General features: G+C 63.3%; 22 protein-coding genes. 12 read left to right on the top strand and 10 right to left on the bottom strand.

Annotated features, from left to right (window positions below; translation table 11 throughout):
- Positions 1-6 precede the first annotated feature (6 nt).
- Positions 7-864, top strand: a complete 858-nt coding sequence (locus BT122_RS09560; RefSeq protein WP_072355702.1) for a LysR family transcriptional regulator — start codon at positions 7-9, stop codon at positions 862-864.
- Between the two features lie 21 nt (positions 865-885).
- Here BT122_RS09560 and BT122_RS09555 read toward each other — a convergent pair whose 3' ends face one another.
- Complete coding sequence (locus BT122_RS09555; protein ID WP_072355701.1) at positions 886-1,761, bottom strand: hypothetical protein; 876 nt, start codon at positions 1,759-1,761, stop codon at positions 886-888.
- Between the two features lie 111 nt (positions 1,762-1,872).
- Here BT122_RS09555 and BT122_RS09550 point away from each other — a divergent pair, with 111 nt between their 5' ends.
- From BT122_RS09550 to BT122_RS09530, 5 genes are all read left to right on the top strand, one after another.
- The gene (locus BT122_RS09550; RefSeq protein WP_059054996.1) at positions 1,873-2,217 is read left to right on the top strand and encodes a hypothetical protein; all 345 of its coding nucleotides are present in this window, start codon (positions 1,873-1,875) and stop codon (positions 2,215-2,217) included.
- Positions 2,218-2,454: 237 nt separating this feature from the next.
- A complete protein-coding gene (locus BT122_RS09545) occupies positions 2,455-3,219 on the top strand; it encodes a DeoR/GlpR family DNA-binding transcription regulator (protein ID WP_072355700.1) in 765 nt (254 codons plus the stop codon).
- Complete coding sequence (pfkB, locus tag BT122_RS09540; protein WP_072355699.1) at positions 3,216-4,121, top strand: 1-phosphofructokinase; 906 nt, start codon at positions 3,216-3,218, stop codon at positions 4,119-4,121. Before BT122_RS09545 ends, pfkB begins: the two co-directional genes overlap by 4 nt.
- 18 nt (positions 4,122-4,139) lie before the next feature.
- Positions 4,140-4,538 (top strand): PaaI family thioesterase, encoded by a 399-nt coding sequence (locus tag BT122_RS09535; protein ID WP_072355698.1) that lies wholly within the window; start codon positions 4,140-4,142, stop codon positions 4,536-4,538.
- Positions 4,539-4,977: 439 nt separating this feature from the next.
- Positions 4,978-6,354: an FAD-dependent oxidoreductase gene (locus BT122_RS09530; RefSeq protein ID WP_083432442.1), complete on the top strand. Its 1,377-nt coding sequence runs from the start codon at positions 4,978-4,980 to the stop codon at positions 6,352-6,354.
- Between the two features lie 88 nt (positions 6,355-6,442).
- Here the strand turns inward: BT122_RS09530 and BT122_RS09525 are convergent, their stop codons facing one another.
- Positions 6,443-6,679 (bottom strand): hypothetical protein, encoded by a 237-nt coding sequence (locus tag BT122_RS09525; protein WP_072355696.1) that lies wholly within the window; start codon positions 6,677-6,679, stop codon positions 6,443-6,445.
- A 298-nt stretch (positions 6,680-6,977) separates the two neighbouring features.
- Here BT122_RS09525 and BT122_RS09520 point away from each other — a divergent pair, with 298 nt between their 5' ends.
- A complete protein-coding gene (locus tag BT122_RS09520; protein ID WP_072355695.1) occupies positions 6,978-9,512 on the top strand; it encodes an excinuclease ABC subunit UvrA in 2,535 nt (844 codons plus the stop codon).
- A gap of 74 nt (positions 9,513-9,586) precedes the next feature.
- Complete coding sequence (locus BT122_RS09515; protein WP_072355694.1) at positions 9,587-11,416, top strand: glycoside hydrolase family 2 protein; 1,830 nt, start codon at positions 9,587-9,589, stop codon at positions 11,414-11,416.
- A 157-nt stretch (positions 11,417-11,573) separates the two neighbouring features.
- Here the strand turns inward: BT122_RS09515 and pflB are convergent, their stop codons facing one another.
- From pflB to BT122_RS09490, 5 genes are all read right to left on the bottom strand, one after another.
- Positions 11,574-13,844: a formate C-acetyltransferase gene (gene pflB / locus BT122_RS09510; RefSeq protein ID WP_072355693.1), complete on the bottom strand. Its 2,271-nt coding sequence runs from the start codon at positions 13,842-13,844 to the stop codon at positions 11,574-11,576.
- 18 nt (positions 13,845-13,862) lie between these two features.
- The gene (gene pflA / locus BT122_RS09505) at positions 13,863-14,609 is read right to left on the bottom strand and encodes a pyruvate formate-lyase-activating protein (RefSeq protein WP_072355692.1); all 747 of its coding nucleotides are present in this window, start codon (positions 14,607-14,609) and stop codon (positions 13,863-13,865) included.
- Between the two features lie 493 nt (positions 14,610-15,102).
- Positions 15,103-15,813: a Crp/Fnr family transcriptional regulator gene (locus BT122_RS09500; RefSeq protein ID WP_083432441.1), complete on the bottom strand. Its 711-nt coding sequence runs from the start codon at positions 15,811-15,813 to the stop codon at positions 15,103-15,105.
- Between the two features lie 8 nt (positions 15,814-15,821).
- Positions 15,822-16,301: a cupin domain-containing protein gene (locus BT122_RS09495; protein WP_072355691.1), complete on the bottom strand. Its 480-nt coding sequence runs from the start codon at positions 16,299-16,301 to the stop codon at positions 15,822-15,824.
- Positions 16,288-17,190, bottom strand: a complete 903-nt coding sequence (locus BT122_RS09490) for a helix-turn-helix transcriptional regulator (RefSeq protein WP_072355690.1) — start codon at positions 17,188-17,190, stop codon at positions 16,288-16,290. Before BT122_RS09490 ends, BT122_RS09495 begins: the two co-directional genes overlap by 14 nt.
- Before the next feature lie 217 nt (positions 17,191-17,407).
- Between BT122_RS09490 and BT122_RS09485 the strand changes: the two genes are divergently transcribed.
- Together BT122_RS09485 and BT122_RS09480 are read left to right on the top strand one after the other, a co-directional pair.
- Positions 17,408-19,153, top strand: coding sequence for an ABC transporter ATP-binding protein (locus tag BT122_RS09485; protein WP_072355689.1), 1,746 nt, complete (start codon positions 17,408-17,410; stop codon positions 19,151-19,153).
- Between the two features lie 185 nt (positions 19,154-19,338).
- On the top strand, positions 19,339-20,247 hold the full coding sequence (locus BT122_RS09480; protein WP_072355688.1) for a CPBP family intramembrane glutamic endopeptidase: 909 nt from the start codon (positions 19,339-19,341) through the stop codon (positions 20,245-20,247).
- On the opposite strand, the gene BT122_RS09475 is transcribed toward BT122_RS09480, so the two are convergent.
- A complete protein-coding gene (locus BT122_RS09475; RefSeq protein ID WP_072355687.1) occupies positions 20,240-20,596 on the bottom strand; it encodes a DUF1304 domain-containing protein in 357 nt (118 codons plus the stop codon). The two genes, BT122_RS09480 and BT122_RS09475, sit on opposite strands and share 8 nt — an antisense overlap.
- Before the next feature lie 335 nt (positions 20,597-20,931).
- Between BT122_RS09475 and BT122_RS09470 the strand changes: the two genes are divergently transcribed.
- Positions 20,932-21,681 (top strand): nitroreductase family protein, encoded by a 750-nt coding sequence (locus BT122_RS09470; RefSeq protein ID WP_083432438.1) that lies wholly within the window; start codon positions 20,932-20,934, stop codon positions 21,679-21,681.
- Positions 21,682-21,716: 35 nt separating this feature from the next.
- On the opposite strand, the gene BT122_RS09465 is transcribed toward BT122_RS09470, so the two are convergent.
- Positions 21,717-22,196, bottom strand: a complete 480-nt coding sequence (locus BT122_RS09465; protein WP_072355686.1) for a GNAT family N-acetyltransferase — start codon at positions 22,194-22,196, stop codon at positions 21,717-21,719.
- A 10-nt stretch (positions 22,197-22,206) separates the two neighbouring features.
- A complete protein-coding gene (locus BT122_RS09460; protein ID WP_072355685.1) occupies positions 22,207-23,466 on the bottom strand; it encodes an ATP-grasp domain-containing protein in 1,260 nt (419 codons plus the stop codon).
- A 671-nt stretch (positions 23,467-24,137) separates the two neighbouring features.
- Here BT122_RS09460 and BT122_RS09455 point away from each other — a divergent pair.
- Positions 24,138-24,882, top strand: a 745-nt coding sequence (locus BT122_RS09455; protein WP_502685900.1) for an MBOAT family O-acyltransferase, incomplete at its 3' end; no start/stop codon positions are given.

The raw sequence follows: 24,882 nt of genomic DNA, 5'->3' as shown, positions 1-24,882 counted from the left end.
GGCTCCATGGACGCAAACATCCAGAAATACCAGGCATTTGTCGAGACCGTACGAACGGGTAGCTTTACGCGGGCAGCGCGCTCGCTCTCGTACACGCAGTCCGGTGTGAGCCGCATGATCGCCGACCTCGAGCGCGACTGGGGCATGACGCTTCTCGAGCGCAGCCGCGCGGGAGTGACGCTCACCAGCGAGGGGCGCGCGGTGCTGCCCTTCGTGGAGGGCGTGTGCGACGACTATCGCCGCCTGGAGTCGCAGATAGATGACCTCAATGGGCTTGCCGCGGGCAGTATCCGCATAGGGACCTTCTCGTCTGTGGCCACACATATCCTGCCCAAGGTCATCGGCCGCTTCCAGAAGGACTACCCCGCCATCGAGTACGAGCTGCTCATGGGTGACTACACCGAGATCGACGGCTGGGTGGCGTCTGGCCGCGTGGACTTTGGATTCCTGCCGAGGGCGCCCTGCTACTCGGGGCTCGCCGAGCGCGTGATTGAGCGAGACGAGCTCATGGCGGTGCTCCCGGTGGGTCATCGGCTTGCGGGGGAGGCGTCCGTGCCCGTCTCGGCGCTCTGCGAGGAGCCGTTCATCGTGCTCGAGCGCGGTCAGGACGACGAGATAACCCCCATCTTCGAACGTGCGGGCCTCTCGCCCAACGCGCGCTTCTCCACCTGGGATGACTACGCCATCATGTCGATGGTCGAGAGCGGCCTGGGCCTTTCGATCCTGCCTGCACTCATCCTGCGGAGAAACCCCTATGCCATCGTGACCAAGCCGCTCGAGCCAGCAACGTACCGCGACAATCGCGTGGTTTATCGCGAGGGCGCGCTGCCACGGGCCGCGCGTCGCTTCCTCGAGTACCTGTGAGCGGATTTTGGTTGCGACTCCCTACTCTCCCGTGGCGTCGCGGAACTCCTGCGTGCCGGTATCGGACCAGGAGGTCTTTCCAGATGCGATGACCTCGCCAGTCTCGTACGCGTAGGCGTACTCGTCGAGCAGCGTGGCCTCTTCAATCGACCAGCTGCCGTAACCCTTCACGGGGCAGCTCTCCAGCGCAAAGAGCGCACACGCGCCATTAGCGGACTCGCGGTCGTAGATGAGAAGCACGACCTTCTCGCTGTCCTGGGAGAGAATGACCCGCTCGTCCCCCTTGGCGCTGTACGTCACCTGGTAGCCGTAGCCCTGCGACTTGAGTGCCGCGTCGTAGACGGCCTTGTAGCCGGCATCGATCTGCTCGGCTTCTTGCTGGGCAACCCCAGAGGATATCGCCCCGCCATCGGTTGGCGCGGGTGACGTATCCGTCTCCGCGTCTGGCAGCTCTCCCAGACTCTCATCCGCAGTGGCCCGCCCTGTTGAGACGCTGCCGTCAAAGCCCATGGTCACAAGCTCGTCGTTCTGCTCGGATCCCCTAAGGCGCACCTCAACACCGTCGTCTTCCCAGCTCACTTGCCAGCTTGTGGGGCGCACCTGCCCGCCATCGTCTGAGATTTGCGTGTCCATGCGCGAGACCTCGTAGCGGCCAAACTTGAGGACAAGGCGCGCGCCCGCGGGGGAGAAGAACATGGGCTCGCCAACGGACTGCAGCTCAAGCGTGTAATTGCCGTCTGGTGAGACCGACGTGTCGACGGTGCTCACGGCATAGTTGAGCTCGTACACCAGTGCTGCTGCGAGAAGCGCCATAACCACGACAACACCGCCCACAACGGCAAGCACGGTCTTTGCCACATGGCGGGCGCGATGCTTCTTGCCGTGCTCGGATGTCATGGCGCCTCCTCTTACGTTGCGTGGTTAGGCAAAATGCTAGCAGGACTTTGGTGTGGGACGGCAGGGCGCTGCCGCCCCTCTTGGGATAAAGTGTCTTTGAGAGGGGGTGCCATGGAAGATAAGCTGCTTAAGCTAGTTGGGTTGGCCTTTGGGGTGTTCGTTGCCATTGCGATTGTCTTCCAGATTGCCGAGCAGCTGGATGCCTTCGCCCGTGGCATCGCGTGCGCTGCAGGAATCGGCGTGATGGTTGGCCTTCCCATCTGCGTGCTACGCACCTTCTTTGGGCCAGACGCACAGCCCAGGCCCGGCACTTGGGGCGGACTTGTCGCGGTGATTGCCATTTTCGCGTTCTCTCTCCTCTTCTACGGGATGTCTGGCCAGCTTGATGGTGGAGCCGCAGCAGCCATGGTGCTGCTTCCCGGATTCGTGACCTTCCTGGGCATCTTGCGAGGCTAAACAGGCTCTGAGGAGTGCGGCGCCATCTCCGCTGCTACGCGTAAACTTGATTGAAATTGACGTAACCTGATTGAAATTGAATGAAATTGCGAGATAATCATGCTACGCGCGAGGCCCGTACGACGATTCATTGGGGGAGCGTGCGGGTCTCGCGCCTGTATTGCATTACCATGCTGAAAGAGTGGTCTACCAGCTCTGACAGTGCTTCTTGTTTAGCGAGCCGTGGGGGTGGCGCGCATGCTTGCGCGTGAGCGACAGGACATCATCGTTCGGCTCGTGCACGAGCGTGGATCTGTCACCACGCAAGAGCTCATGGCCATGCTTGGCGCCTCCGAGTCGACCATCCGCCGTGACCTCGAGATTCTCGACGAGCAACACCAGCTTGTCCGCGTGCGTGGTGGTGCCACGGCCGCGGTCTCCCGTGCGCGTCTCGTCCTCCATGACGCATCCGTTGCCCAGAAGCGCGACGTCAATACCGTTGCCAAGCGCGCCATCGGCGTCCGAGCGGCCTCGCTCGTTGGTCCGGATGACTTTGTCTACATCGACGCGGGCACCTCGACCATGCAGCTTGCGGAGGCCATCACGCAGACGGAGGCAACGTACTTTACCAACTCGATTCCCCATGCGCAGCTTCTTCTCGCCAAGGGGTGCAAGACCTACCTCCCTGGCGGAATGGTTAAGCCCCTCACGGAGGCGCTGGTGGGGGAGGCAACCATCGCCTCGCTTGAGAATCTCCACTTTACGCTGGGCTTCTGGGGTACCAACGGCATCTCGCGCGAGGCGGGCTTCACAACGCCGGAGTACAGCGAGGCCAGGGTGAAGGAGGTCAGCATGGTGCATACTCTGCGTCGCTACGTGCTGGCCGACCAGAGCAAGTTCGACCAGGTCTCTCTCGTCACCTTTGCGTCCTTCGAGGACGCGACCATACTCACCGACCGGCTCCCGCAAGGTGGGAGCTTTCAGGATGCAGACAATGTCGTGGAAGTGGGGAGCAGCTCATGATCTACACCGTAACGTTCAACCCGTCGCTCGACTACATCGTTCGTCTCGACGACCTTCGCCTGGGCGAGATTAACCGCGTGAACTATGAGCAGGTCCTGCCCGGCGGCAAGGGAATCAACGTCTCCATTGTGCTCTCCAACCTGGGGCACAAGTCCACGGCGCTGGGCTTTGTCGCCGGCTTTACGGGTAGGGAGATTGAGGCGCGCATGAGCGCCTATGGTGCCACCTGCGACTTTATCCAGGTCAAAGAGGGCATGAGCCGCATTAACGTGAAGGCAAAGGCCAAGGAGGAGACGGCGATCAACGGCCTTGGGCCCAAGATCGCGCCGCAGGATATCGACGCGCTCTACGCAAAGCTTGACGCCCTTCAGGCCGGAGACCTGCTGGTTATTGCCGGTAACGTACCCTCGATGCTGCCCTCCGACATCTACGAGCGCATCATGAGCCGCCTCGACGGGCGTGGCATTGACATTGTGGTGGACGCTGAGCGCGACCTCCTTGTGAACGTCCTGCCGTACCATCCGTTCCTGGTAAAGCCCAACAACCACGAGCTGGGCGACATCGTTGGCGCCACCATCACGCATCGCGACGAGGTCGAGCCCTACGCGCGCATGCTGCAGGAGCGCGGTGCTAGGAACGTGCTGGTATCCATGGGCGGCGAGGGCGCCGTCCTTGTTCCCGAGAACGGCGACGTGATCATGAGCGAGGCGCCCAAGGGGACCATGGTCAACACCGTAGGCGCGGGCGATTCGATGGTCGCCGGCTTCCTCACCGGTTGGATTGAGAGCAACGGAGACTACGAGACGGCCTTCAAGATGGGTGTCTGCACGGGCTCTGCCAGCGCGTTCTCGGACAATCTGGCCACGCGTCCCGAGGTTGAGGCCCTGCTCGCAAAGATGTAAACGTTGGGAGAGCTTTGCATGGCAGACGACACGCTCGACCAGGTACGCGAGAAGTTCTCGCACGACCGCTTTGCGACTGATGCCTGCGGCTGCAGGGTGGACGAGGCCCGCGCGGGTCATGCGGTTTGCTCGCTCGATATCACGCCCAAGCACATCAACGAGAAGGGCGTCCCCATGGGTGGCGCCATCTTCACGCTGGCGGACTTTGCGATTGCCGTTGCCTCTAACCTGGGGCGCGTTCCCACGTTTTCCGTCTCGTGCAACATCGAGTTTCTCAGCGTGGCCAAGGGGAGCCGTCTGATTGCGACTGCAGACGTTGATCGTGCCGGCCACACGCTGGGGTTCTATACGGCTGTGGTGACCGACGAGCTGGGGACGCTGGTCGCAAAGATGACGTCTGTTGGGTATGGCAAGTAGGTAAGCCTGCGACGTTTATTGGCGGGCGGCTGTAGCCACGGCCGCCCGCCTGCATCGAAACCGCCTTCGCTACACGATTTTCCGGATTCTTGCGCCAAACTACCCTTCGTTACACGGGGTTTGGAGAGACTCAGAAGTATCGAGGTGTCGCGATACTCAACATGTTGGGGTTATGCTGCTCACGACCACAACATGCATACCTCTCTACTTCACCATCCTTCGAAACTACGTGTAACGAAGGGCAGTTCAGCGCATTTGTTCGCGAATTTGTGTAACGAGGGCGGTTTCGATGCAGGTGGAGCTGTACATCAGATTCAGGCATCTGACATTCCTTGCCCCACTCGCCCAATAGTTGGCTGCACCTCGATTCCGTCGGTATATCATCGAAATTACGTGAATTTGTTTGCTTTCGAGCAATTTACTTCGAAAGGTGGGCACGGTGGACAAAAACTCCAGCATCTGCATTGTTGGCGGCGGCCCCGCGGGACTTTCGCTGGCCATGTACCTTGAGAAGAATGGCTACGACAACTACCGCATCTTTGAGCGCGCAGACCACGTGGGCGGCAAGGCATTCTCGCCGCTCATGAAGGTCAAGAACACCAACGGCGACTGGGAGGACCGCACCATCGAGATGGGCGCGGTCATGGGCTGCGACACCTACTTTGCTGTCCACGAGTGCGAAGAGTTCGGCGGCACCACGCACGAGGACGGCCCCAAGATGGGCCGCAAGTTCATGAACACCGACGGCACACCGCTCAAGTCCAAGAAAATTGACCTTCTCAAGAAGGTCATGAAGATGAACAAGCTGTCGCGCCTGCTCGACAAGAAGTACAAGGGCTACGACGTCAATGGCCACCGTGGCGTGGCGCAGGGTCGCTACGAGGGCCCGTGCCCCTCGCCGGAGCTCAAGCTTGCGCACATCGAGGGCGAGAACCCCAACCTCAAGGACCTTTCGATGCCGTTCTCGGAGTTCCTCAAGAAGAATGGCTGCGAGGACGCCGAGCTGGTCTGGAAGGGCCCCTTCACCTCGTTTGGCTACGGCTACTTTGACGAGATTCCCGCAGCTTACGTCCTCAAGTATCTGGATGCCTTCACCGTGAGGCAGTTCCTCTCCACCGGCAAGCTCTGGACCTGGAAGAACGGTACCCAGTCCATCTGGCAGGGCGTGAACGACCACCTCAAGCACCCGGCCGAGCTCAACAGCACCATCACGTCGATCCGCCGCACGCCCGAGAAGGTCTACGTCACCGTGAACGGCGGCGAGGAGCAGGCCTTCGACAAGCTGGTCATCTGCACGCCGCTGGAGCTCTTCCTCGAATACGGCGACGCCAACCAGGCCGAGCGCGAGCTCTTCTCCAAGATCGTGCACAAGGAGTACTTCACGATGGCCGTGCGCACGGACGAGGACAAGGCGCCGGAGATCTCGTATTACTACTTCGACAACATGACGCCCGAGACCCGCGGACACCTCATGGTCTTCTACCACCGCTGGCCGGATGCCGGCCCGCAGCCGCTGGTCACCTTCACGCTGCGCAACCATGAGGGCATGGAGGACGTGCCGTTCGAGGAGGCGCGCGACACCACGCTTGCCGACATGGCCAAGTCCGGCCTGCCGGTGACCAAGACCGAGCGCATCGACGACTGGTACTACTTCCCGCATGTGAGCTCGAAGGACTATGCGGACGGCTGGTACGACAAGGTCGAAGCCATGCAGGGCGAGAACAACACCTTCTATGCCGGCGAGGTCATGGCCTTTGGCGACATGGAGGAGACGGCCGAGTACTCACGTGACCTGGTGAGAAGGTTCTTCTCGTAGGGCACGTTGGGAGAATGCGCGTTGTGGCGGCGCCGGGGTCCGTTGGGGCCTCGGCGCCGCTTTTGCGCGGAGTTCTCGCTCTGCGGCCCTACCCAAGCCGTCCCCCATTGCAGTCACGCCAGGTGGCGTAGGTTACCGCAGCCGCAACACCCATCGCGAGCAGGTCGGATATCCCGGCGTTCAGCGTGTTGGGCGCACCTCCGCCCACGTAGCCCAGAATCGAGAGGAAGCTCGACGAGCCCATGATGTAGGCCGTCACATGTGTGGTGCCGGCCCAAATGCCGCCAACAAACCCGCCAGCGGCAAGGCCAATGAGCGTCTGCACGGTCTGAACATGCCGCAGACGAGAAGTACCGGAATCATCTTCACCATGGCTCCGGAGAGGTAGTCCAGTGCGGAAGCGACGCGGTGCGAACCGGCCTGCGCGCGGGGGTTGCGGGAGAGGTGGTCTCGGCCTTCTCGGCGTGGCTCATGTTTGCTCACAATCGTCATGCAACGTTAGATAACGAACATACTATACGCGTGATGTGTGACTTTACGGCCCTGCTTGCAGGGCTCCGTCTGCAACCCCGCGCGGCTGTACCATGGTTTCGAAATGCAGCTGACAAGGGAGGGGGACCGCAGTGTCTCTCGGCAAAACCGCCCCGCGCGCCATCGAGGTGCGTGGCGCACGCGTGCACAACCTCAAGAACGTTGACGTATCCGTGCCGCTGGGCGAGCTCGTGGGCATTGCGGGCGTCTCCGGCTCCGGCAAGTCGAGCCTTGCCCTGGGCGTGCTCTACGCCGAGGGCAGCCGCCGCTACCTCGAGGCGCTCTCGACCTACACGCGTCGTCGCCTCACGCAGTCTGCCCGAGCCGACGTCGACCTGGTCGAGCACGTGCCTGCTGCCCTTGCGCTGCGGCAGCGTCCCGGCGTGCCTGGCGTGCGCTCAACCTTTGGCACCTCGACCGAGCTTCTGAACGGCCTGCGACTGCTCTTCTCGCGCGTGGGCTCCTACACCTGCCCCAATGGTCATCGCTGCCCGCCCTCCATGAGCGTGGCGCTTGAGCAGCCCATTGTCTGCCCCGTGTGCGGTGAGAAGTTCTACGGCCGCGGTGCCGAGGAGCTGGCCTTCAACTCCACGGGCGCCTGCCCCACCTGCGGTGGCACCGGCGTGTCTCGCGTGGTTGACGAGTCTACGCTCGTGCCGGACGAGAGCCTGACCATCGACGAAGGCGCGGTTAAGCCCTGGGGCAGCCTCATGTGGAGCCTTATGGTGGACATCGCGCGCGACTCGGGAGTGCGTACGGACGTCCCCTTCCGCGACCTCACGCCAAAGGAGCGGGAGTTCGTCCTGCATGGCCCTGCCGAGAAGCACCACCTTCTCTATCACAACGAGAAGACCAACACCGCCGGCGAGATGGACTTCACCTATTACAGCGCGGTCTACTCCGTCGAGAACGCCCTGGCGCGCGTGAAGGACGAGAAGGGCATGAAGCGCGTCGCCAGGTTCCTGCGCGAGGGCCCGTGCCCGGACTGCCACGGTACGCGCCTCTCGGCCGCGGCGAGAGACCCGCAGGTACGTGGCATCAACCTCGCCGAGGCAACGGCGATGACGCTCGATGAGCTGGCGGAGTGGCTTCCTGGCGTCTCGGCGACGCTGCCGCCGGAGGTTGCCGCCATGGCCGACCAGATTGTGTCTACCATGGCCGAGCCCATTGCCCGGCTGTGCCAGCTTGGGCTGGGCTACCTCGCCCTTGACCGCGCGAGCTCCACGCTCTCCAACGGCGAGCGACAGCGCGTGCAGCTTGCCCGCGCCGTGCGCAACCGCACCACGGGCGTGCTCTACGTGCTCGACGAGCCCTCGATTGGGCTGCACCCCTCGAATGTGGAGGGGCTTCTCGGCGTGGTGGACGACCTTCTCGCCGACGGGAACTCCGTCGTGCTGGTCGACCACGACGTGCGGGTGCTGCGCCATGCGGACCACCTCATCGAGGTGGGGCCGGGATCAGGCAAGAATGGCGGCACAATTATCTGCCAGGGGAGTGTTGAGCAGGTCGAGAAGGACGAGGCCTCTCGCATTGCGCCGTTCCTCTCGGGCGAGCGCAGGATTCGCACGCGTCGTCGAGCCGAGGGAAGCGCGATGTTTGACCTGGGCCGCATTCACCTGGAGACCAACCGGGTCCACACCGTACAGCCCCTTGGTCTGGATGTGCCGCAGGGCCGCATGGTCGCGGTGACCGGAGTCTCGGGCTCGGGCAAGACCACGCTGGTGCTCGAGAGCCTGGTGCCCGCGCTTGAGGCGCGCATTGCCGGCACCGCGCTTCCCGAGACCGTGCGCGCCTGCGATGCGCCGGGCATCCGCCGCGTGTGCCTCATCGACTCCACGCCCATCGGTGCGAACGTGCGCTCCACGGTGGCCACGTATTCCGGCGTGATGGACGACCTGCGTCGCGCCTTTGCCCAGACCACCGACGCAAAGGCCCGCGGGCTGCATGCGGGGGACTTCTCGTACAACACGGGCTCGCTTCGATGCCCCACGTGCGACGGGACGGGGACCATCTCGCTTGACGTGCAGTTTCTTCCCGACGTCGAGATAGACTGCCCGGATTGCCACGGCTCGCGCTACGCGCCCGGGGCATGGGAGGTGCGCCGCCACACCACGCGCGGCACGGGCGGCGAGAAGGGCGGCTACGTGAGCCTGCCTGAGCTCATGGAGATGACCGTGGACGAGGCACTCGGGCGGCTTGGGCGCCTGCGCCGCGTGGCCGCCAAGCTGCAGACGCTCTCGGATATTGGGCTGGGTTACCTCACGCTGGGCGAGGCCACGCCGGCGCTCTCTGGCGGCGAGGCGCAGCGGCTCAAACTCTCAAGTGAAATTGGCCGCAGCCAGGAGGGTACCCTCTTTGTCTTCGACGAGCCGACGATTGGCCTGCACCCGCTTGACGTGGAGGTACTTCTCGGCGTGCTCCAGGGGCTGGTAGAACATGGCGCGACGGTTGTGGTGATTGAGCACGACCTGGACATGATTGCTAACGCCGACTACGTGATTGACATGGGGCCAGGTGGCGGCGAGGCTGGCGGGCGCATAGTCTGCGTGGGCACGCCCGAGGGCGTGGCGGCGTGCGGGGCGTCGGTTACCGGGCGCTACTTGGCCGAGGAGCTGGCCCAGGGGTAGGACCGCAGCGCGAACGACGTTGCTGCTAAACTCTCCGCAGGTACGATTGGTAGCCATGTGGGAACGGAGGCGGTATGGACATTCGACGCATGCTTGCGGGCAGGCTTCGCACGCACGAGCGGCAAGATCCGTTGCCCCTCTGGACGCCTTGGGGAGAAGCGCTGCAAACCGGTGACGCGCAGCCGCCGCTTACCCATCCACACCCCCAGTTAGCCCGCGAGTCGTGGGGGAGCCTCAACGGGTGGTGGGACTGCGCCTTCGTGCCCGGTCCCGGCGGTGCCGCGCCGGAGCGTACGGCTGCCGTGCCCGCGTCGTTTTCCCAGCGTATCCGCGTGCCCTTCTCGCCGGAGGCGCTGCTCTCGGGCGTGGGGCGACAGCTCAAGCCGGACGAGCTGCTGTGGTATCGGCGCGCGTTCGACGCGCCGTCGCTTGGACCCGGGGAGCGGCTGCTCCTTCACTTTGACGCCGTCGACTATGCCTGCGCCTGCTACGTGAACGGGCGTCTTGCTGGCACTCACGCCGGCGGCTACCTGCCGTTCTCGTTTGATGTGACGGATCTGCTTGCGCCAGGCGAGAAGAACGAACTCTTTCTCTGCGTGCGCGATCCCAGCGACACCGAGCCGCATCCCCGCGGCAAGCAGCTCCTCCAGTGCGGAACCATCTGGTACACCGCGCAGAGCGGCATTTGGCAGGACGTGTGGTGGGAGCGCGCGCCCGAGAACCGCATCGAGGAGCTGCTTGTCGACGCGAGCCCAGACGCCGGCGACGTGACGGTTGCCGTGCGGGTCTCGCGGCCGGGCGAGGAGCTGCGCGTGTCGCTCCTCTCGCCAGGCGGAGCGGTCGTTGCCCGTGGTGCGGCCACGGCAACCGAGAACAGCGCACCCGTGCGAATCCCCGTTGCGGAGCCGCACCTGTGGTCCCCGGAGGATCCCTACCTCTACGGGCTGCGCATCGAGTATGGCGCGGACGAGGTGACAAGCTATTGCGCATTCCGCACCGTGTCGATAGAGCCGGACTCCGCCGGCGTGCCGCGCTTCTGCCTCAATCACCAGCCGCTCTTTCTGCGCGGCGTCCTGGACCAGGGCTATTGGTCCGACGGTCTTCTCAGCGCGCCTTCGATAGACGCACTGGCGGCAGACATCAATGCCGCGAGGAACCTTGGCTTCAACCTGCTGCGCAAGCACATTAAGATTGAGCAGGACCGCTGGTACTGGCTCTGCGATCGCATGGGCATGCTCGTCTGGCAGGACATGGTGAGTGGTGGCACGGCGCCGTATGACATGTGGCAGGTCAACCAGAAGCCCACGCTCTCGCGGTTTGCCTGCGGGCACTTTCGCGACGACACTCCGGCCCACCAGGTGCGCCTTTCGTCTGCAGACCCCGCCTTCCAGCAGGAGTGGACGCGTGACTGCGAGGGCGCAGTGCGCTACCTGCGCAACCACCCCTGCATCGTGACGTGGGGCCTCTTCAACGAGGGTTGGGGCCAGTTCAACGCGCGCGATGCCGTGAACCGCGTGCGTGCGATTGACCCCACGCGACCCATCGACGCCACAAGCGGGTGGTACGACCAGGGTTGTGGTGACTACGCAAGCGAACACAACTACTTCCGGAGGCTTCGCGTGCCGCGAGGGCTGCGGGGTTCCTCGCGGGCCTTTGTGCTATCGGAGTTTGGCGGACTCACCTGGCACGTTGAGGGGCACAGCTCGTTCTTGGAGCCGTATGGCTATGCGGGCTTCGAAAGCCTGGAGGAGTGGCGCCGCGCGGTGCGGGCGCTTCTCGACGAGGCGGCCGCGCTTGAGGCCAAGGGACTTGCCGGCTACGTGTATACGCAGCTCTCGGACGTGGAGGAGGAGACCAACGGCCTTCTCGGCTTCGATCGCCAGGTGAACAAGCTGTTGTGGTAGGCGACTGTTTGCATTGCGCGCTGTTGAGAAGAAATTCGACAAAACTAGCCCCTCGCACAGCCCAAAACGTCGAAATGGTTCTCAGCAGCACCGGGACGAATAGGAACGGGGCGACCGTAACACGGCCGCCCCGTTGGTGCGCATCTCTCGCATGTGCCTACATGTGGTCGTGGCAGGTACGCGCGATCACGTCGAGCTGCTGCTCGCGCGTGAGGTCGATGAACTTCACGGCATAGCCGGAGACGCGAATCGTGAAGTTGGCATACTCGGGCTTCTCGGGATGCTCCATCGCGTCCTTGAGCTTCTCGACGCCAAACACGTTGACGTTCAAGTGGTGCGCGCCGTTGGCAAAGTAGCCGTCAAGCACGTTGACCAGGTTGCTCACGCGCTGCGTCTCGTCGGTGCCAAGCGCGCCGGGGTTGATGGTCTGCGTGTTAGAGATGCCGTCCAGTGCGTACTCGTAGGGTAGCTTGGCCACGGAGTTGAGGCTGGCGAGAAGTCCGTTCTTCTCGGCGCCGTAGCTGGGGTTTGCGCCTGGCGAGAAGGGCGTGTAGGCCGGACGGCCGTCGGGCAGGGCGCCGGTGGCCTTGCCGTACACCACGTTGGACGTGATGGTGAGGATGGACGTCGTTGCCTCGGAGTTGCGGTAGGTGTGGTGCTTCTTGATCTTGGTCATGAAGGTCTTGAGCAGCCACACGGCAATATCGTCGGCACGGTCGTCGTCGTTGCCGTAACGGGGGAAGTCTCCCTCGGGCACGTAGTCGACTACCAGGCCAGACTCGTCGCGCACGGTGCGCACGCGGGCGTACTTGATGGCCGAGAGCGAGTCCACCACGTGGCTGAAGCCCGCGATGCCGGTGGCGAAGGTGCGGCGCACGTCAGTGTCGATGAGGGCCATCTCGGCGGCCTCGTAGTAGTACTTGTCGTGCATGTACTGGATGAGGTCGAGAATGTTCACGTACAGGCCGGCCAGCCAGTCCATCATGATGTCGAACTTGTGCATGACCTCGCCGTAGTCCAGGTACTCGCTCGTGATGGGGGAAAGCTCGGGTCCAACCTGCATGTGGTTGCCCTGCTTGTCGGTGTACTTGAGGTCTTTGCCGCCGTTGATGGCGTAGTTTAGGCACTTGGCGAGGTTCGCACGGGCGCCAAAGAACTGCATCTCCTTGCCGGTCTGGGTGGCCGAGACGCAGCAGCAGATGCTGTAGTCGTCACCCCACACCGGACGCATGACGTCGTCGTTCTCGTACTGAATCGAGCTGGTGGTGATGGAGATCTTGGCTGCGTAGCGACGGAAGGCCTCGGGCAGGCGCTTGGAGTAGAGCACCGTGAGGTTGGGCTCGGGCGCGGGGCCCATGTTCTCAAGCGTGTGCAGAAAGCGGAAATCGTTTTTGGTCACCATGTGGCGGCCATCCTGGCCGAGGCCCGCCATCTCGAGCGTTGCCCACACGGGGTCGCCGGAGAAGAGCTCGTTGTAGCTGGGGATGCGTGCGAACTTAACCATGCGGAACTTGAGGACCAGGTGGTCGATGAGCTCCTGCGCCTGGGCCTCGTCGAGCTTGCCGGCCTCGAGGTCGCGCTGGATGTAGATGTCGAGGAACGTGGAGATGCGGCCAACGGACATGGCGGCGCCGTTCTGGGTCTTGATGGCGGCCAGGTAGCCAAAGTAGAGCCACTGCACGGCCTCGTGCGCGTCGCGTGCGGGCTGCGAGATGTCGTAGCCGTAGATCTTGGCCATCGCCTTGATGCCCTTGAGGGCGCGGATCTGCTCGGCAATCTCTTCGCGCAGGCGGATGACGTCGTCGGTCATGGTGCCGTCGCCGCAGTTGAGGAGGTCCTCCTGCTTCTTCGCGATGAGGAAGTCGATGCCGTAGAGCGCCACACGGCGATAGTCGCCCACGATGCGACCGCGGCCGTAGGTGTCGGGCAGACCGGTGATCACGTGGCTGTGGCGGGCGGCGCGCATCTCGGGAGTGTAGGCGTCAAAGACGGCCTGGTTGTGGGTCTTGTGATACTCGTTGAAGATCTGGTCGTACTTGGGGTTGATCTTGTAGCCGTAGCTCTCGGCCGCCTGCTGGGCCATCTTGATGCCGCCATAGGGCATGAATGCGCGCTTGAGGGGCTTGTCGGTCTGCAGGCCAACGACCTTCTCAAGGTCCTTGAGCTCGGGGTCGATGTAGCCGGGGCCGTACGCAGTGAGGCCCGAGACGACCTCGGTCTCGCAGTCGAGAACGCCGCCGTTTGCGCGCTCCTGCTTCTGGAGTTCCTGGACCTTGCCCCAGAGCTTGTCAGTGGCCTCGGTGGGGCCGGCGAGGAACGACTCGTCGCCGTCGTACTGGGTGTAGTTGCGCTGGATAAAGTCGCGGACGTTCACGTCGTCCGTCCAGTGACCCGCCGAGAAGCCCTGCCATTCTTCACGTAGTGCCATGCGTTCCTCCTGTAGTTGCTATGCCTGCGGAAGCCCCGACACGGCTGCGCCGAGGATTCGTTCCGCGTTTTCCACACGTTCCTTGTTGGGTGGCTGGGTGTCGCGCAGCGTGTAGGGAATGCCGAGTTCGTCCCACTTGTAAACGCCCAAGCTGTGATAGGGGAGCACGTCGACGCGGCGGACGTTCGAAAGCGTTTTGATGAAGTCCGCGGTGCGGCGGAGGTACTCGTCGTTGTCGGTGATGCCAGGGACCAGCACGTGGCGGATCCACACGGGGACGTCCGCGTGGGAGAGCCAGTGCAGCGCGTCGAGGATGTTCTCGTTGGTGTGGCCGGTGAGGGCTCGGTGCTCGGCAGGGTCGATGTGCTTGATGTCCGCGAGGACCAGGTCGCAGGCGGCCATGACGCGTTCCCACGCCTGGTAGAAGGGCTGCTGACGCGTGAACGGTGCAAGCGACGTGTCCAGACACGTGTTGATGCCGCGGGCATGGGCACCTTCGAAGAGCTCTGCCACGAAGTCTGGCTGGAGGAGCGCCTCGCCGCCCGAGACGGTGATGCCACCCTCACGCCCCCAGTAGCTGCGGTAACGTTCTGCCTGGTCAAGTAGCTCGGCTGGCTCCATGAGGGTGCCTCGGTCAAGCGCCCAGGTATCGGGGTTGTGGCAGTAGCGGCAGCGCATGGGGCATCCCTGGAGGAAGACAATGAAGCGCACGCCCGGGCCATCCGCCGACCCAAACGACTCCGTCGAGTGAACGCGTCCCTGCATGGCTTGCCTCCGCCCCTGAGCTAGTCCCAACCGACTCTGCGCGCTTAAATGTAAGGTGGCTGTGCAGATGTTTCCTTGATTGAAATCAAGTAATGGGAAATTCCAGAGCATTACTGCGGGAGCGGCGGTGATAATCGGTGCGCACCATATGCGACGCCCTCCATTGGAAGCCTTATGCGAGGGGCATTGACCTGTTCATGCTATCGGCGCCGCATAAAAACGCTCTATCGAGCGGGATAAATGCGGTTGCTGCACAAAAATGCTCTATCGAACGGTGACAATCACGTTGCGATATCAAACATTGAATATATGTTACAGTATATTGCAAATTATTGCAGTAATATGCATATATTTTCATATAAAGTTCAACAATTTATGTCAATCCCCGCAAGACACCGTTCGATAGGGCATTTTTGTGCAGGCTGATCCCATATTCCGTTCGATAGGCGGTTTTTATGCGTCACGGCTGTCCGATGCCAGTGCTATCCGCGCGCTACACCCCTCGAATGCCGTTCCGGTCGATGATGCGCAGCCGCCCACGACCCACGCGCTCGACCAGCCCCTCCTTGCTCAGAGAGGAAATCGCGCGAGAGACGGTCTCGGGCCGCAGGCCCACCGAGGCCGCAATGTCTTCCAGCCCAAGGTGGATCTCGGTGCCCATGCAGCGCTCGTCACGAAGCAGCAGGTACTGCGCCACGCGTCGCCGAGGGTCGCGAATGCCCAGCATCATGGCCTTTTCTTCCGCGTCGTCCAGCTCGGTGCAGACCATGCGGATTAGCCCCATTGCAGCGTCGGGATGCTCCGAGAGCATTGCCTCGAAGTCTGAGCGGTGAATGGAGCACAGCTCAACGCGGGTGAGGCACCCCACGGAGTAGTGGTAGACGTTGTCCTCGAGGAACATCCCGTGCCAGATCGCCTGCCCGTCGTGCAGGACGTCAAGCACGTATTCCACGCCATCGGGGTCGATGCGGAAGGTCTTGATCCGCCCGGACCGTACGATGAGGACCGAGTCGATGGGGTCACCCTCGTGCACCAGGATGTCTCCGCGCCGGTGGGTAGAGCGCACGGAGCGTGCAAGAAGATCGCGCTTCGCGTTGTCGGGCAGGCCCGCGAACAGGCGGATCCTGTTCACGCAGGTGCCGTTTGCCGCCTTGAAGCTGCAGTCCTTGCACTGCTGGCAGGGTATGTCGTCCTCGTGAGCCACGTGTGCGCCTAGTCCTGTGAAGCCAGTTTGAAGCCGTCGAAGGTAAAGCCCGGGCTTACCACGCAGGAGACGAGCGCATCCTCGCAGGAGGGAATCGTGCGCTGCCAGACCCCGGCGGGGACGACTAGCTCGCCGCAGGCGCCGCGCTTGTCCACGCGAAGTGTGACGCTCCGCGCGCTGGCCTCGTCGGGCTGCTCGCCGTTGCCGCCAAGCTCGAGCGTCACCGCGCCCGGCCCGTGCCAGAGCCACAGCTCGTCCGCTTCGACAACATGCCACGCGCTGGCATCGCCCGCCGGCAGCAGAAAGTAGATGCATGACGCAAGCGGCCGGTCCCCACCTGCGTTGACCGGAGTTGCAGACTGCCATGTGCGGCGATACCACCCGCCCTCGGGGTGTGGTGCTAGCCCAAGCTCGGCAATAACGTGCTGCGCATAGTTGCTGAGCAGCGGCGTGCCATCTGCAGCCGCGTTGCTGTTATCCTTGGCCATCGTGTGCCTCCTGCAACTGGTCGTCGTGAGCCTGAGCCTCCATCATAGCTGCGCCGTGTGTGCTACGTCCGGCGCGCACCTGCGCGGGGGTCTCGCCAAAGCGCTCGCGGAACAGCCGATGGAAGTTGCTGGTTCCCTCATACCCAACCATGGCCGCGACCTTCGCCACAGAAAGCCCGGTGTCCGTAAGCAGCTGATGGGCGCGAAGCATGCGCTGCTCGCGCACAAGATGCGAGAAGGTCCGTCCGCACCGCTCGTGAAGCAACCCCGAGAGGTAGGTGGGGTTGTACGAGAAGCGCTCGGCCAATCCCTGGAGCGTGACGCTTTCGGGGTGCGTGGCAATTTCGGTGAGGAGCAGGGCGACAAGGTCGTCGGGGCTTCGACGCCCGGGCTGGTGGCTAATTGCGGGACTTGCCAGAGCGATAGCCGCCGAGGCCAGGCCATCTATTGCCAGCTCCCACTCCTCCCGACGCTCGGCGTAGGCCACCACCATGAGCGAGAAGATATCCTGCAGCATAGCGGGGTCGACCTCGCCAGACTCCGTTATTACCGTGGTGCTTTGCTGCTCTTGGCCAAGGTTGTCAACCAATACCTGGAAGAAGTTGGACGAGGAGGGCGCCAGGGCCATGAGCACCCGGTCCAGCTGCCGCTTGCCGATAAAGGCATAGACCATGATGTCGTCTGGCCTGGGGCGACGATCCAACAGCAGATGCGCCGGGTGCTCCGCGTCGTAGGTGGTTCTCAGGATGTGGCAGGGCACCGAGCTGGGAATGGCCGGCATATCGCGCAGCCGGTACGCCACGAGGAGCGTGCCCGACCCTGGTTCCGGGTGCTCCTGCGGTTCTGCAAGCAGGGTGTCCAGCGCGCGCTTGAGCCTCGCTTCGTCCATGGGTCCTCCAACTCCATAGCCCAGAGACCTGTCCGTGTCCCTATGGTACGCCAGAATTTCTGGTATCTAACGCTAACGGTTTGGGTCTGGCGCTGTGGCGCTGCCGGAACATTCTTCCTGTTTTAGCGTGAATTACAACAAGGATTCATAGCGCATGTCGCATGACGCTTACATCACGCGAGCGACAAAACTTCAGGCATATGTATGGGAGCATTCAATGGATGCGCAGAGAAGAACGTCCACGGCAGGTAGGGAAGACGCTGCGCGCGAGCTGTGGGCCAGCATGTTTCGCAGGAACTGGCTGCTCTTCTCGGCAAACGTTGTGCTGTATCTGGCGCAGGCCATCATCACGCTTGCCTTTGCCTACATACTCAAGCAGACCTTCGACGCCGTGGCAGCAGGGTCTCTCGACCTTCTCGCCCAGACGGGTCAAGTGGTTGCCCTGCTGATGGCGGCCGAGCTTGCAACAGAGCTGGCCATGCGTGCCTCGCTGCCGGCATTTCTCCGCCGCGCGGTGAGTGGGTATCGCCGTGCCGTCTTCGACCGGCTGCTAGGCAAAGGCATTGGCGCCTTCGACGGCGGCGGGGCGAGCCGCTACGAGTCAGCGCTCACCAACGACGTTACCACCATCGAGACTACCTACCTCGAGAAGATCTTCACGATGGTCACCGAGATCGTCTCGCTGGCGGGCTCCGTTGCCATGCTCCTAGCCCAAAGCGTGCCTCTGGCCGTGGTGGCAATTGTGTCCGCGCTGGTGCCGCTTGCGATTGGCCTTGCGTCCGGCGGTCGGCTTGCCTCGCGCCAGCGTGTGGTCTCCGATGCCATGGGGCGCTTTGTGGGAGTGGTCCACGACCTCGCCTGCGGCTTCCCTCTCATCAAGAGTTTTCGCGCCGAGCCCGCCGCGCGCGAGCGATTCGAGACAGCAAACGGCACGCTTGAGGCCGACAAGCGCCTCCGCCGCCGCATGGAGCTAGGCATACGTGCGCTGGCAATGACCGCGCAGGGCGTCTCTCAGCTTTCTGTCATGTTCTTTGGCGCGTGGCTCGCGCTTTCGGGCCGTGGGATGACGGTGGGTGGCATCCTCATGGCCACGCAGCTCATGAACAGCATTGCCCAGCCAATCCAGGGCCTGCCGTCCATCTTTGCCGCGCGTCGGGCGTCGCTGGGGCTGGTGGGAAAGCTCGCCCAGATGCTCGGCGAGAACCGCGAGCGTACGGGCGGTACGGCGCTGCCCGCCTCGCTCGCCCAGGGCATCTCGCTTTCAAACGTTACCTTTGGCTATGACGAGAACCGCCCCGTTCTCTCTGGCCTGAGCGTGGAGTTTGCCGCAGGTGGCTGCTACGCCGTGGTGGGGGCATCGGGCAGCGGGAAGTCGACGCTGCTCTCGCTGCTCATGGGTGCGCACCCCAACTACGGTGGTCGGATTGCCTTCGACGGGTGCGAGCTGCGCGACGCGAGCCTTGAGTCGCTCTGGAAGACGGTGTCGCTGGTGCGGCAGAATACGTTCCTATTTGATGCCACGCTGCGGGAGAACGTTACGATGTTTGCAAACGTTGATGCCGCTGAGCTGGAGTCTGCCGTACAGCGGGCGGGGCTTGCCAGCTTTGTGGCGGCACACGGCATGGACTACCCGTGCGGCGAGGGAGGCTCCAACCTATCCGGCGGCGAGCGGCAGCGGGTGTGCATCGCGCGGAGCCTGCTGCATGGATCGGGCGTTCTGCTCCTCGACGAAGCCACGTCGGCTCTGGACCAGGAGACGGCCGACCAGGTCACCCGCTCGGTGGTGGCACTTACCGGGACCACACGCATCTTGGTGACGCATCGCCTGGACGCCGGGCAGCTGCGGCTCTTTGACGGCATCGTGGTGCTGCGCGACGGCTGCGTGTGCGAGCAGGGCACCTTCGACGAGCTCATGGCCGTGCCGGGTGGCTACTTCCGGGCGCTCTATACCGTGGGGGAGTAGGGCGGCGCGCTGGGTGGCAGGGCGTGGCTGGTGTTCCGGGGCTGCGTTCCCAGCCGGCGTTCCGGGGCTGTTCTGGGCCGTTTTTCTTGTCTAGGACGGTGTAATGTGTCGTGTATTGGCCCCGCAGCGCTCGCGTGGTGGGGCCAAGCGCTGCTGACAGCTCGATGCGGGAGATGGTGTCTGTTATGGATTCCGATGAGCCGGTTCAGTCCGCGAGAAGTACCATCATTCTCTTCCTTGTGGCGGCATTTGCCCTGGATTGGGTGGGTTGGATTATCGCCGGTGCCCAATCGGGATGGGTCATTGACGAGTCGAGTGGCATATGGGGTCCGCTGCTTGCCGTCTCGATGTTTGGACCTCTTGCTTCTGCCGTCATAGTTCGCGTGACGAGAAAGACCGCCGTCGACGCTGGCTGGCGGCCTCGCATCAAGGGTGGCGTGCGCTGGTACATGCTGGCACTGGCAATCCCACCGGCCCTTACGCTGGCCGGCTCCGCAGTCTACTTCCTCTTCTTCTCTGGTGACTTTGATCCGGAGGCCTCGCGCTTCTCCGCTGCCGCCATCGCCCAGCTGGGCGTAGGCACTGATCAGGTTCCGGCAATCTTCGCCATCCAGGTGGCCAATGCTGTAATCTTCGCCCCGTTCATCAACATGCTGCTGGCCATTGGCGAGGAGGCGGGCTGGCGCGGGTTTCTCTATCCCGCGATGAGGGAGCAGATGCCACGCCGCCGCGCGGCAATTCTCACTGGAGCTGCATGGGGCCTCTGGCATGCGCCCCTCATTGCGATGGGGTACAACTACGGTAGCGATTACCTGGGATTTCCTGTGAGTGGCATTGTTGCCATGACCATCTTCTGCATGGCGTTTGGAACGTTTCTCTGCTTTCTCCGCGAGCGCTCGGGAAGCGTCTGGCCTTGCGCACTTGCGCATGGGTCACTCAACGCCGTGGCCGGGCTGGGTATGTGGTTTAGCCGCAGTGCAGGCGGCACTCTGGGGCCAATGCCGCTGGGGCTTCTCGGGTGCATCCCGGTGGTGTTGCTCGCGCTCTGGCTGCTGGGGCGCCTTGGCGCCCCAGGCGCGGACATCGCTAGATAAGGCAGCTCACCAGGAGAATCGCAGGCAGAAGGCCCTGCTTGAGGAGAATCTTGGGGTCGCTGGTGGCGGCTCCGTATGCGGCGACGACAACCATCGACGTGCTGAGGGCAATCACCGCCGCCTTGCTGGGGATGCACAGCGCGGCCACAAGCAGCAGAATCGCAAGGACGCCGTTGTAGACGCCCTGGTTCTTGAAGAGCGTGCTCACCGAGGGGCGCGACAGCTCGTCGACGGTCATGTTGAACGTCTGCGCCGTGCGCGCCGACGTGGTCGCGAGGGTCTCCAGGTAGAAGATGAAGAGAAACTCCGCCGCAACCAGCACGGCGAGGACGGTAGTGATGACGGACATGGCAACTCCTATCGGCGGCGTAGCAATTCTTTCTCGGCCCCTAGTCTAGGCGCATCCCATTCGACGGCACGTCGCGTTGGCGAGAAAAACAAATTGCACACAATTGAAATTTGGGTTTGGATGGGGCCGAATCGAGTTTCGGAGGCCGTGTGCTTCTCGCCGTCCCCAGAGCTCCGAACTACGCACGGCTGAGTCTATCGTCCAGAAAAGCCCAGCAACACACAAACCTGAATTACGACCGTGCGTAGTTCCGGTGCGTCGGTTGCTACAACAGGGGGTTGGCGCTGGCGGTGAAAAGAACGTCGACGAGAGCGGAACCCCGCGGGAACGCTACCATGAGGCGTACTGAATCCAACGGAAAGGGCAACGAGATGGACTACCGCATGAGCATCGACGAGGCCGTTGAGTCGCGGCATGCCGTCAGGAGCTACACCGAGGAGCCCATCTCGGCGGAGGAGCGCGCGGCGCTGGAGAAGGCCGTTGCCGCGGCGAACGCCGACGGCGCGCTCCACCTGCGTCTGGCGTACGACGACCCAGAGGTGTTCTCGAGCACGCTCGCCCGCCGCGCCGGCTTTGCCAACGCCAACAACTACCTGGTCGTGGCCGGTCACGAGAGCAACAACCTCGACATGCGCGCAGGATACTTTGCCGAGAAGGTAGTGCTCGAGGCGCAGCGGCTTGGCCTCAACAGCTGTTGGGTTGCCGGCACCGCCAAGCGCCGCGCCGTCCGACAGACGCTCGCCAAAAAGGACAAGCTCGTGGCCATCGTTGCGCTTGGCCACGGCGCAACCCAGGGCGAGCCGCACCGCTCGCGGACAATCGCGCAGGTGTCACGCCCAGTCAACAACGTTCCCGAGTGGTTTGCGCGCGGCGTTCGCTATGCCCTTCTCGCCCCAACGGCCCTCAACCAGCAGACCTTCTGGGTGCAAATGCTGAGAAAGACGAACGCAGCCGGGCTGCCGCTGGTTGCCCTAAGCACCAATGGTGGCCCCTGCGCCCGCGTTGACCTGGGCATTGTGAAGCTGCACTTTGAGCTGGGCGCCGGTTTGGAGAACTTTGCCTGGGCAGACCCGGTGGTGCACTAGCACATCAGGCCGTCGACCGCGCTGGCGCGCCTCCGCTAGAGCACCTGCTCCATGCAGGTCTTCTGGATGCTCATGCCCATCGTCTCGTAGAACTTGCGCGCGCCGGGGTTGCACTCCCACACGTTGAGGGTCACGTTGTGGAAGCCGCCCTCGCGCGCAAAGGCAATGATGTGCTGGTAGATTGCCGTGGCGACGCCGTGGCCACGCGCGCCCTCGTCCACGCAGATATCATCGATGTAAAGCGTGCGAATGGGCTGGAAGTTGTTTGAGTGCGCGTGGTCCTCCACCACGCAGAAGCCGTAGCCCAGAATCTCGCCGGGTGCGGCGCCCTCGTTCACTGCGACAAAGACTGGCCTATCGTCATCTGTGATGATCTGGCGCAGCTCGTCGTCGGTGTACTTGCGCGTGCCAGAACGGAAGAGGTCTGGCCGTCCCTTGGCGTGCACCTCGAGCACCTGCGAGAGACAGTTGTCGATTCCCGGGATGTCTGCGTCGATGGCCCTTCTCACCTGCATGTATGTTGCCTTACCCTTCTTGTGCGTCGTTGTTCTCGCCAGCATCTGCCTCCGAGAAGCCCTCGGGCGCGCGCTCCTGCACGAAAGAGATGAACTCCTCGCGCTCATCCTCGGTGCGCACGCGCGCCACGTACATGTGGTTGCCCATGTCGTCAGAGAGAACCCCAGGCACGCGCCTCTCCATCATGATGCTTCCACCCCAGCGCGCAAGTATCTCGCGGTGGCTGTGCGCGTAGGTATGGTTGTCTCGCCGGCTGGCGTACACGGCGAACCAGTTGTCATGCGCGTCGTGCAGGCGGCGCTCGCCAAAGCACACCATCTCTGCCCAGATACGGTAGACGTCGGTGGAGTGGGCGAAGTTCATCATGTCTGGCGTGTATCCGCCGGTCGGGCGGCAGTTGACCTCAAGGCCAACGTAGTCGCCAGCGTGCCCCAGGCCCTCGCGGTCCTCGGCGAGACGGAAGAACTCAAGGTGGACGAAGCGTGCCCGAATCCCAAAGGCGTGCACCGCTGCATGGCCCAGGTCGCGCAGGCGGGGATCGATGCCGGGGCAGCAGTAGTACGAGAGGTCAAGGCCCTGCCGCGCGACGTCGGACATCGACGGCGGGAACTCCTCCTGGTTCTCGAAGACCGGCTTGCCCCAGGGGTCGATGATTGCGTCGTAGGCTGCGATACCGCTGGCGGGGACAAACTCCTCGAGCACGTAGCGCGCGGCCCCCTGCCACGAGCAGCGGCCGACAAGGTCTCTGAGCTGGTCGTCGTTGTCGATGCGCATGGCGCCGCCGGCACCCACGCCGTACTCGGGCTTCGCGAAGGCGGGAAAGCCACCCCATTCCCACACGGCGCGGCGGGCATCGTCGAGCGAACCCACGCGGACTTGCCTGGCGGTGGGCACGTTTCCCGCCGCGTAGAGCGGCTTCATCTGGGCCTTTGACTGCCACTGGTCGATGGTGGCTAGGCTGGCGCCGGTGGTGACGTGGAAGTCATCGCGAAGCCGAGCGTCAAGCGACAGCCAGTGCTCGTTCATCGACTCGATCCAGTCCATGTGGCCGTGCTTCCAGGAGAGGTACGCGACGGCACGAAACACCTGGTCGTAGTTCTCAAGGGAATCAACGTGGACGTACTCGTCAAGCGCGCGGTGCAGCTCCGGCGAGATTGCCTCCGCAGGAGTGTCGCCAATGCCGTAGACCGAGGCACCGCACGAGCGCAGGCGGTCGCACCACAGCCAGTAGGTCTCGGGGAACTGAGGCGAGATGAAGACGAAGTTCATGTTGCCCTCCCTGCTACGAATGGGTGGCCGCTGGGGTTCGATTGACCGAATGTGTCCCACATGATAGAGCGACGCAACGTCATTCATTCTTCGGAGTTTATCGCCATTTCTTAAAGTGCCGACGCGTTTGCGCAGGTCGCAGTCATCCGTTTTAAGAGATGCCGATAATCTTTGCGAGTGCGGTGGGCGAGAAGGACGATGAGCCCGTAGGAAAACGCCCTGGTGTGGTGCCGGAGCTTCGGGGGAAATCCTCGCTTTGGCGAGAAAACGACGCCCGAGAAGGACTTTCGTACGCACTTGCCGCGGGAACGCGTCCTCCGGCGAGAAAGTGACGCCGGAACCGGGGCTTCGGACGCCATTCCGTACGAGATGGCCCCTCCGGCGTCGAAATGACGCCGGAGCGAAGGTTCCGTACGTCATCGCCGCGGGAACGCGCCCTCCGGCGAGAAAACGGCGCCGGAACCGGGGCTTCGGACGGGATTCCGTACGAGATGGCCCCTCCGGCGTCGAAATGACGCCGGAGCGAGACTTCGATAACGGCGAGAGCGCCTAAAGTCCCAGAAAGCCGTTTCGTGTTTCTTGTGTCGGATATCCTGCGGTCCCACATGAGTTGGATAGAGTGAACTCGTCTGTACACGCGCGAAGGGTGCCGAAGGCCGGGAGACTGCGTTTTGGAACTGTTCTCGCTGCATTTTCTGCTGTTCCTCGTGGCATCTCTCGCTGCCTACCACGTGGTGGGCCGCCTCGCGCGGGACCACGCCTGGCTGGTCCTTCTCGCAGCGAGCCTCGCCTTCTACTGCCTGGTGGGCCGCTGGCAGACGCTGGCCTACATGCTTGCCTGCGCCGCGGTCACCTGGGCGGCGCCCCTGGCGCTCGCGCGCATGGGCGAGAGGTGCAGGGAGGAGCGCGCCGCCGCCCCGGACCGCGCGGCGAGGAGGGCCGTGAGGGCCGCCTGGGACCGCCGCCGCCGCGCGGTGCTGGCGGCCGCGCTCCTGGCCTGCTTCGGTATGCTCGCCTACCTCAAGTACTGGAACGTCCTGCTCTTCGAGGTGGGGCTCGCCGCCTCGCCCGCGAGCCTGGGGCTGGTGCTGCCGCTCGGCATCTCCTTCTACACCTTCCAGGCCGTCTCCTACCTCGTGGACGCCTACAACGGCCGCTTCGAGCCGCAGCGAAACCCCCTCAAGCACCTGCTCTTCGTCTCCTGGTTCCCGCAGTTCATCCAGGGCCCCATCAACCGGTACGCCGACCTCGGGCCGCAGCTGCTCGAGGGGCACTCCGCCAAGGACGTGCCCGTGCGCCGGTCTCTCTTGCGCTTTGGCTATGGCGCGCTCAAGAAGTACGCGATCGCCAACATGCTCGTTGGCACCATCGACCAGATCTTCTCCAACGTCACCCCCGGCATCCCCGGCAGCGTCG

The organism is Olsenella sp. kh2p3 (assembly GCA_900119625.1).
In the GTDB taxonomy this organism is placed as follows: domain Bacteria; phylum Actinomycetota; class Coriobacteriia; order Coriobacteriales; family Atopobiaceae; genus Tractidigestivibacter.
This window is presented reverse-complemented; position numbering and strand designations above follow the sequence as displayed.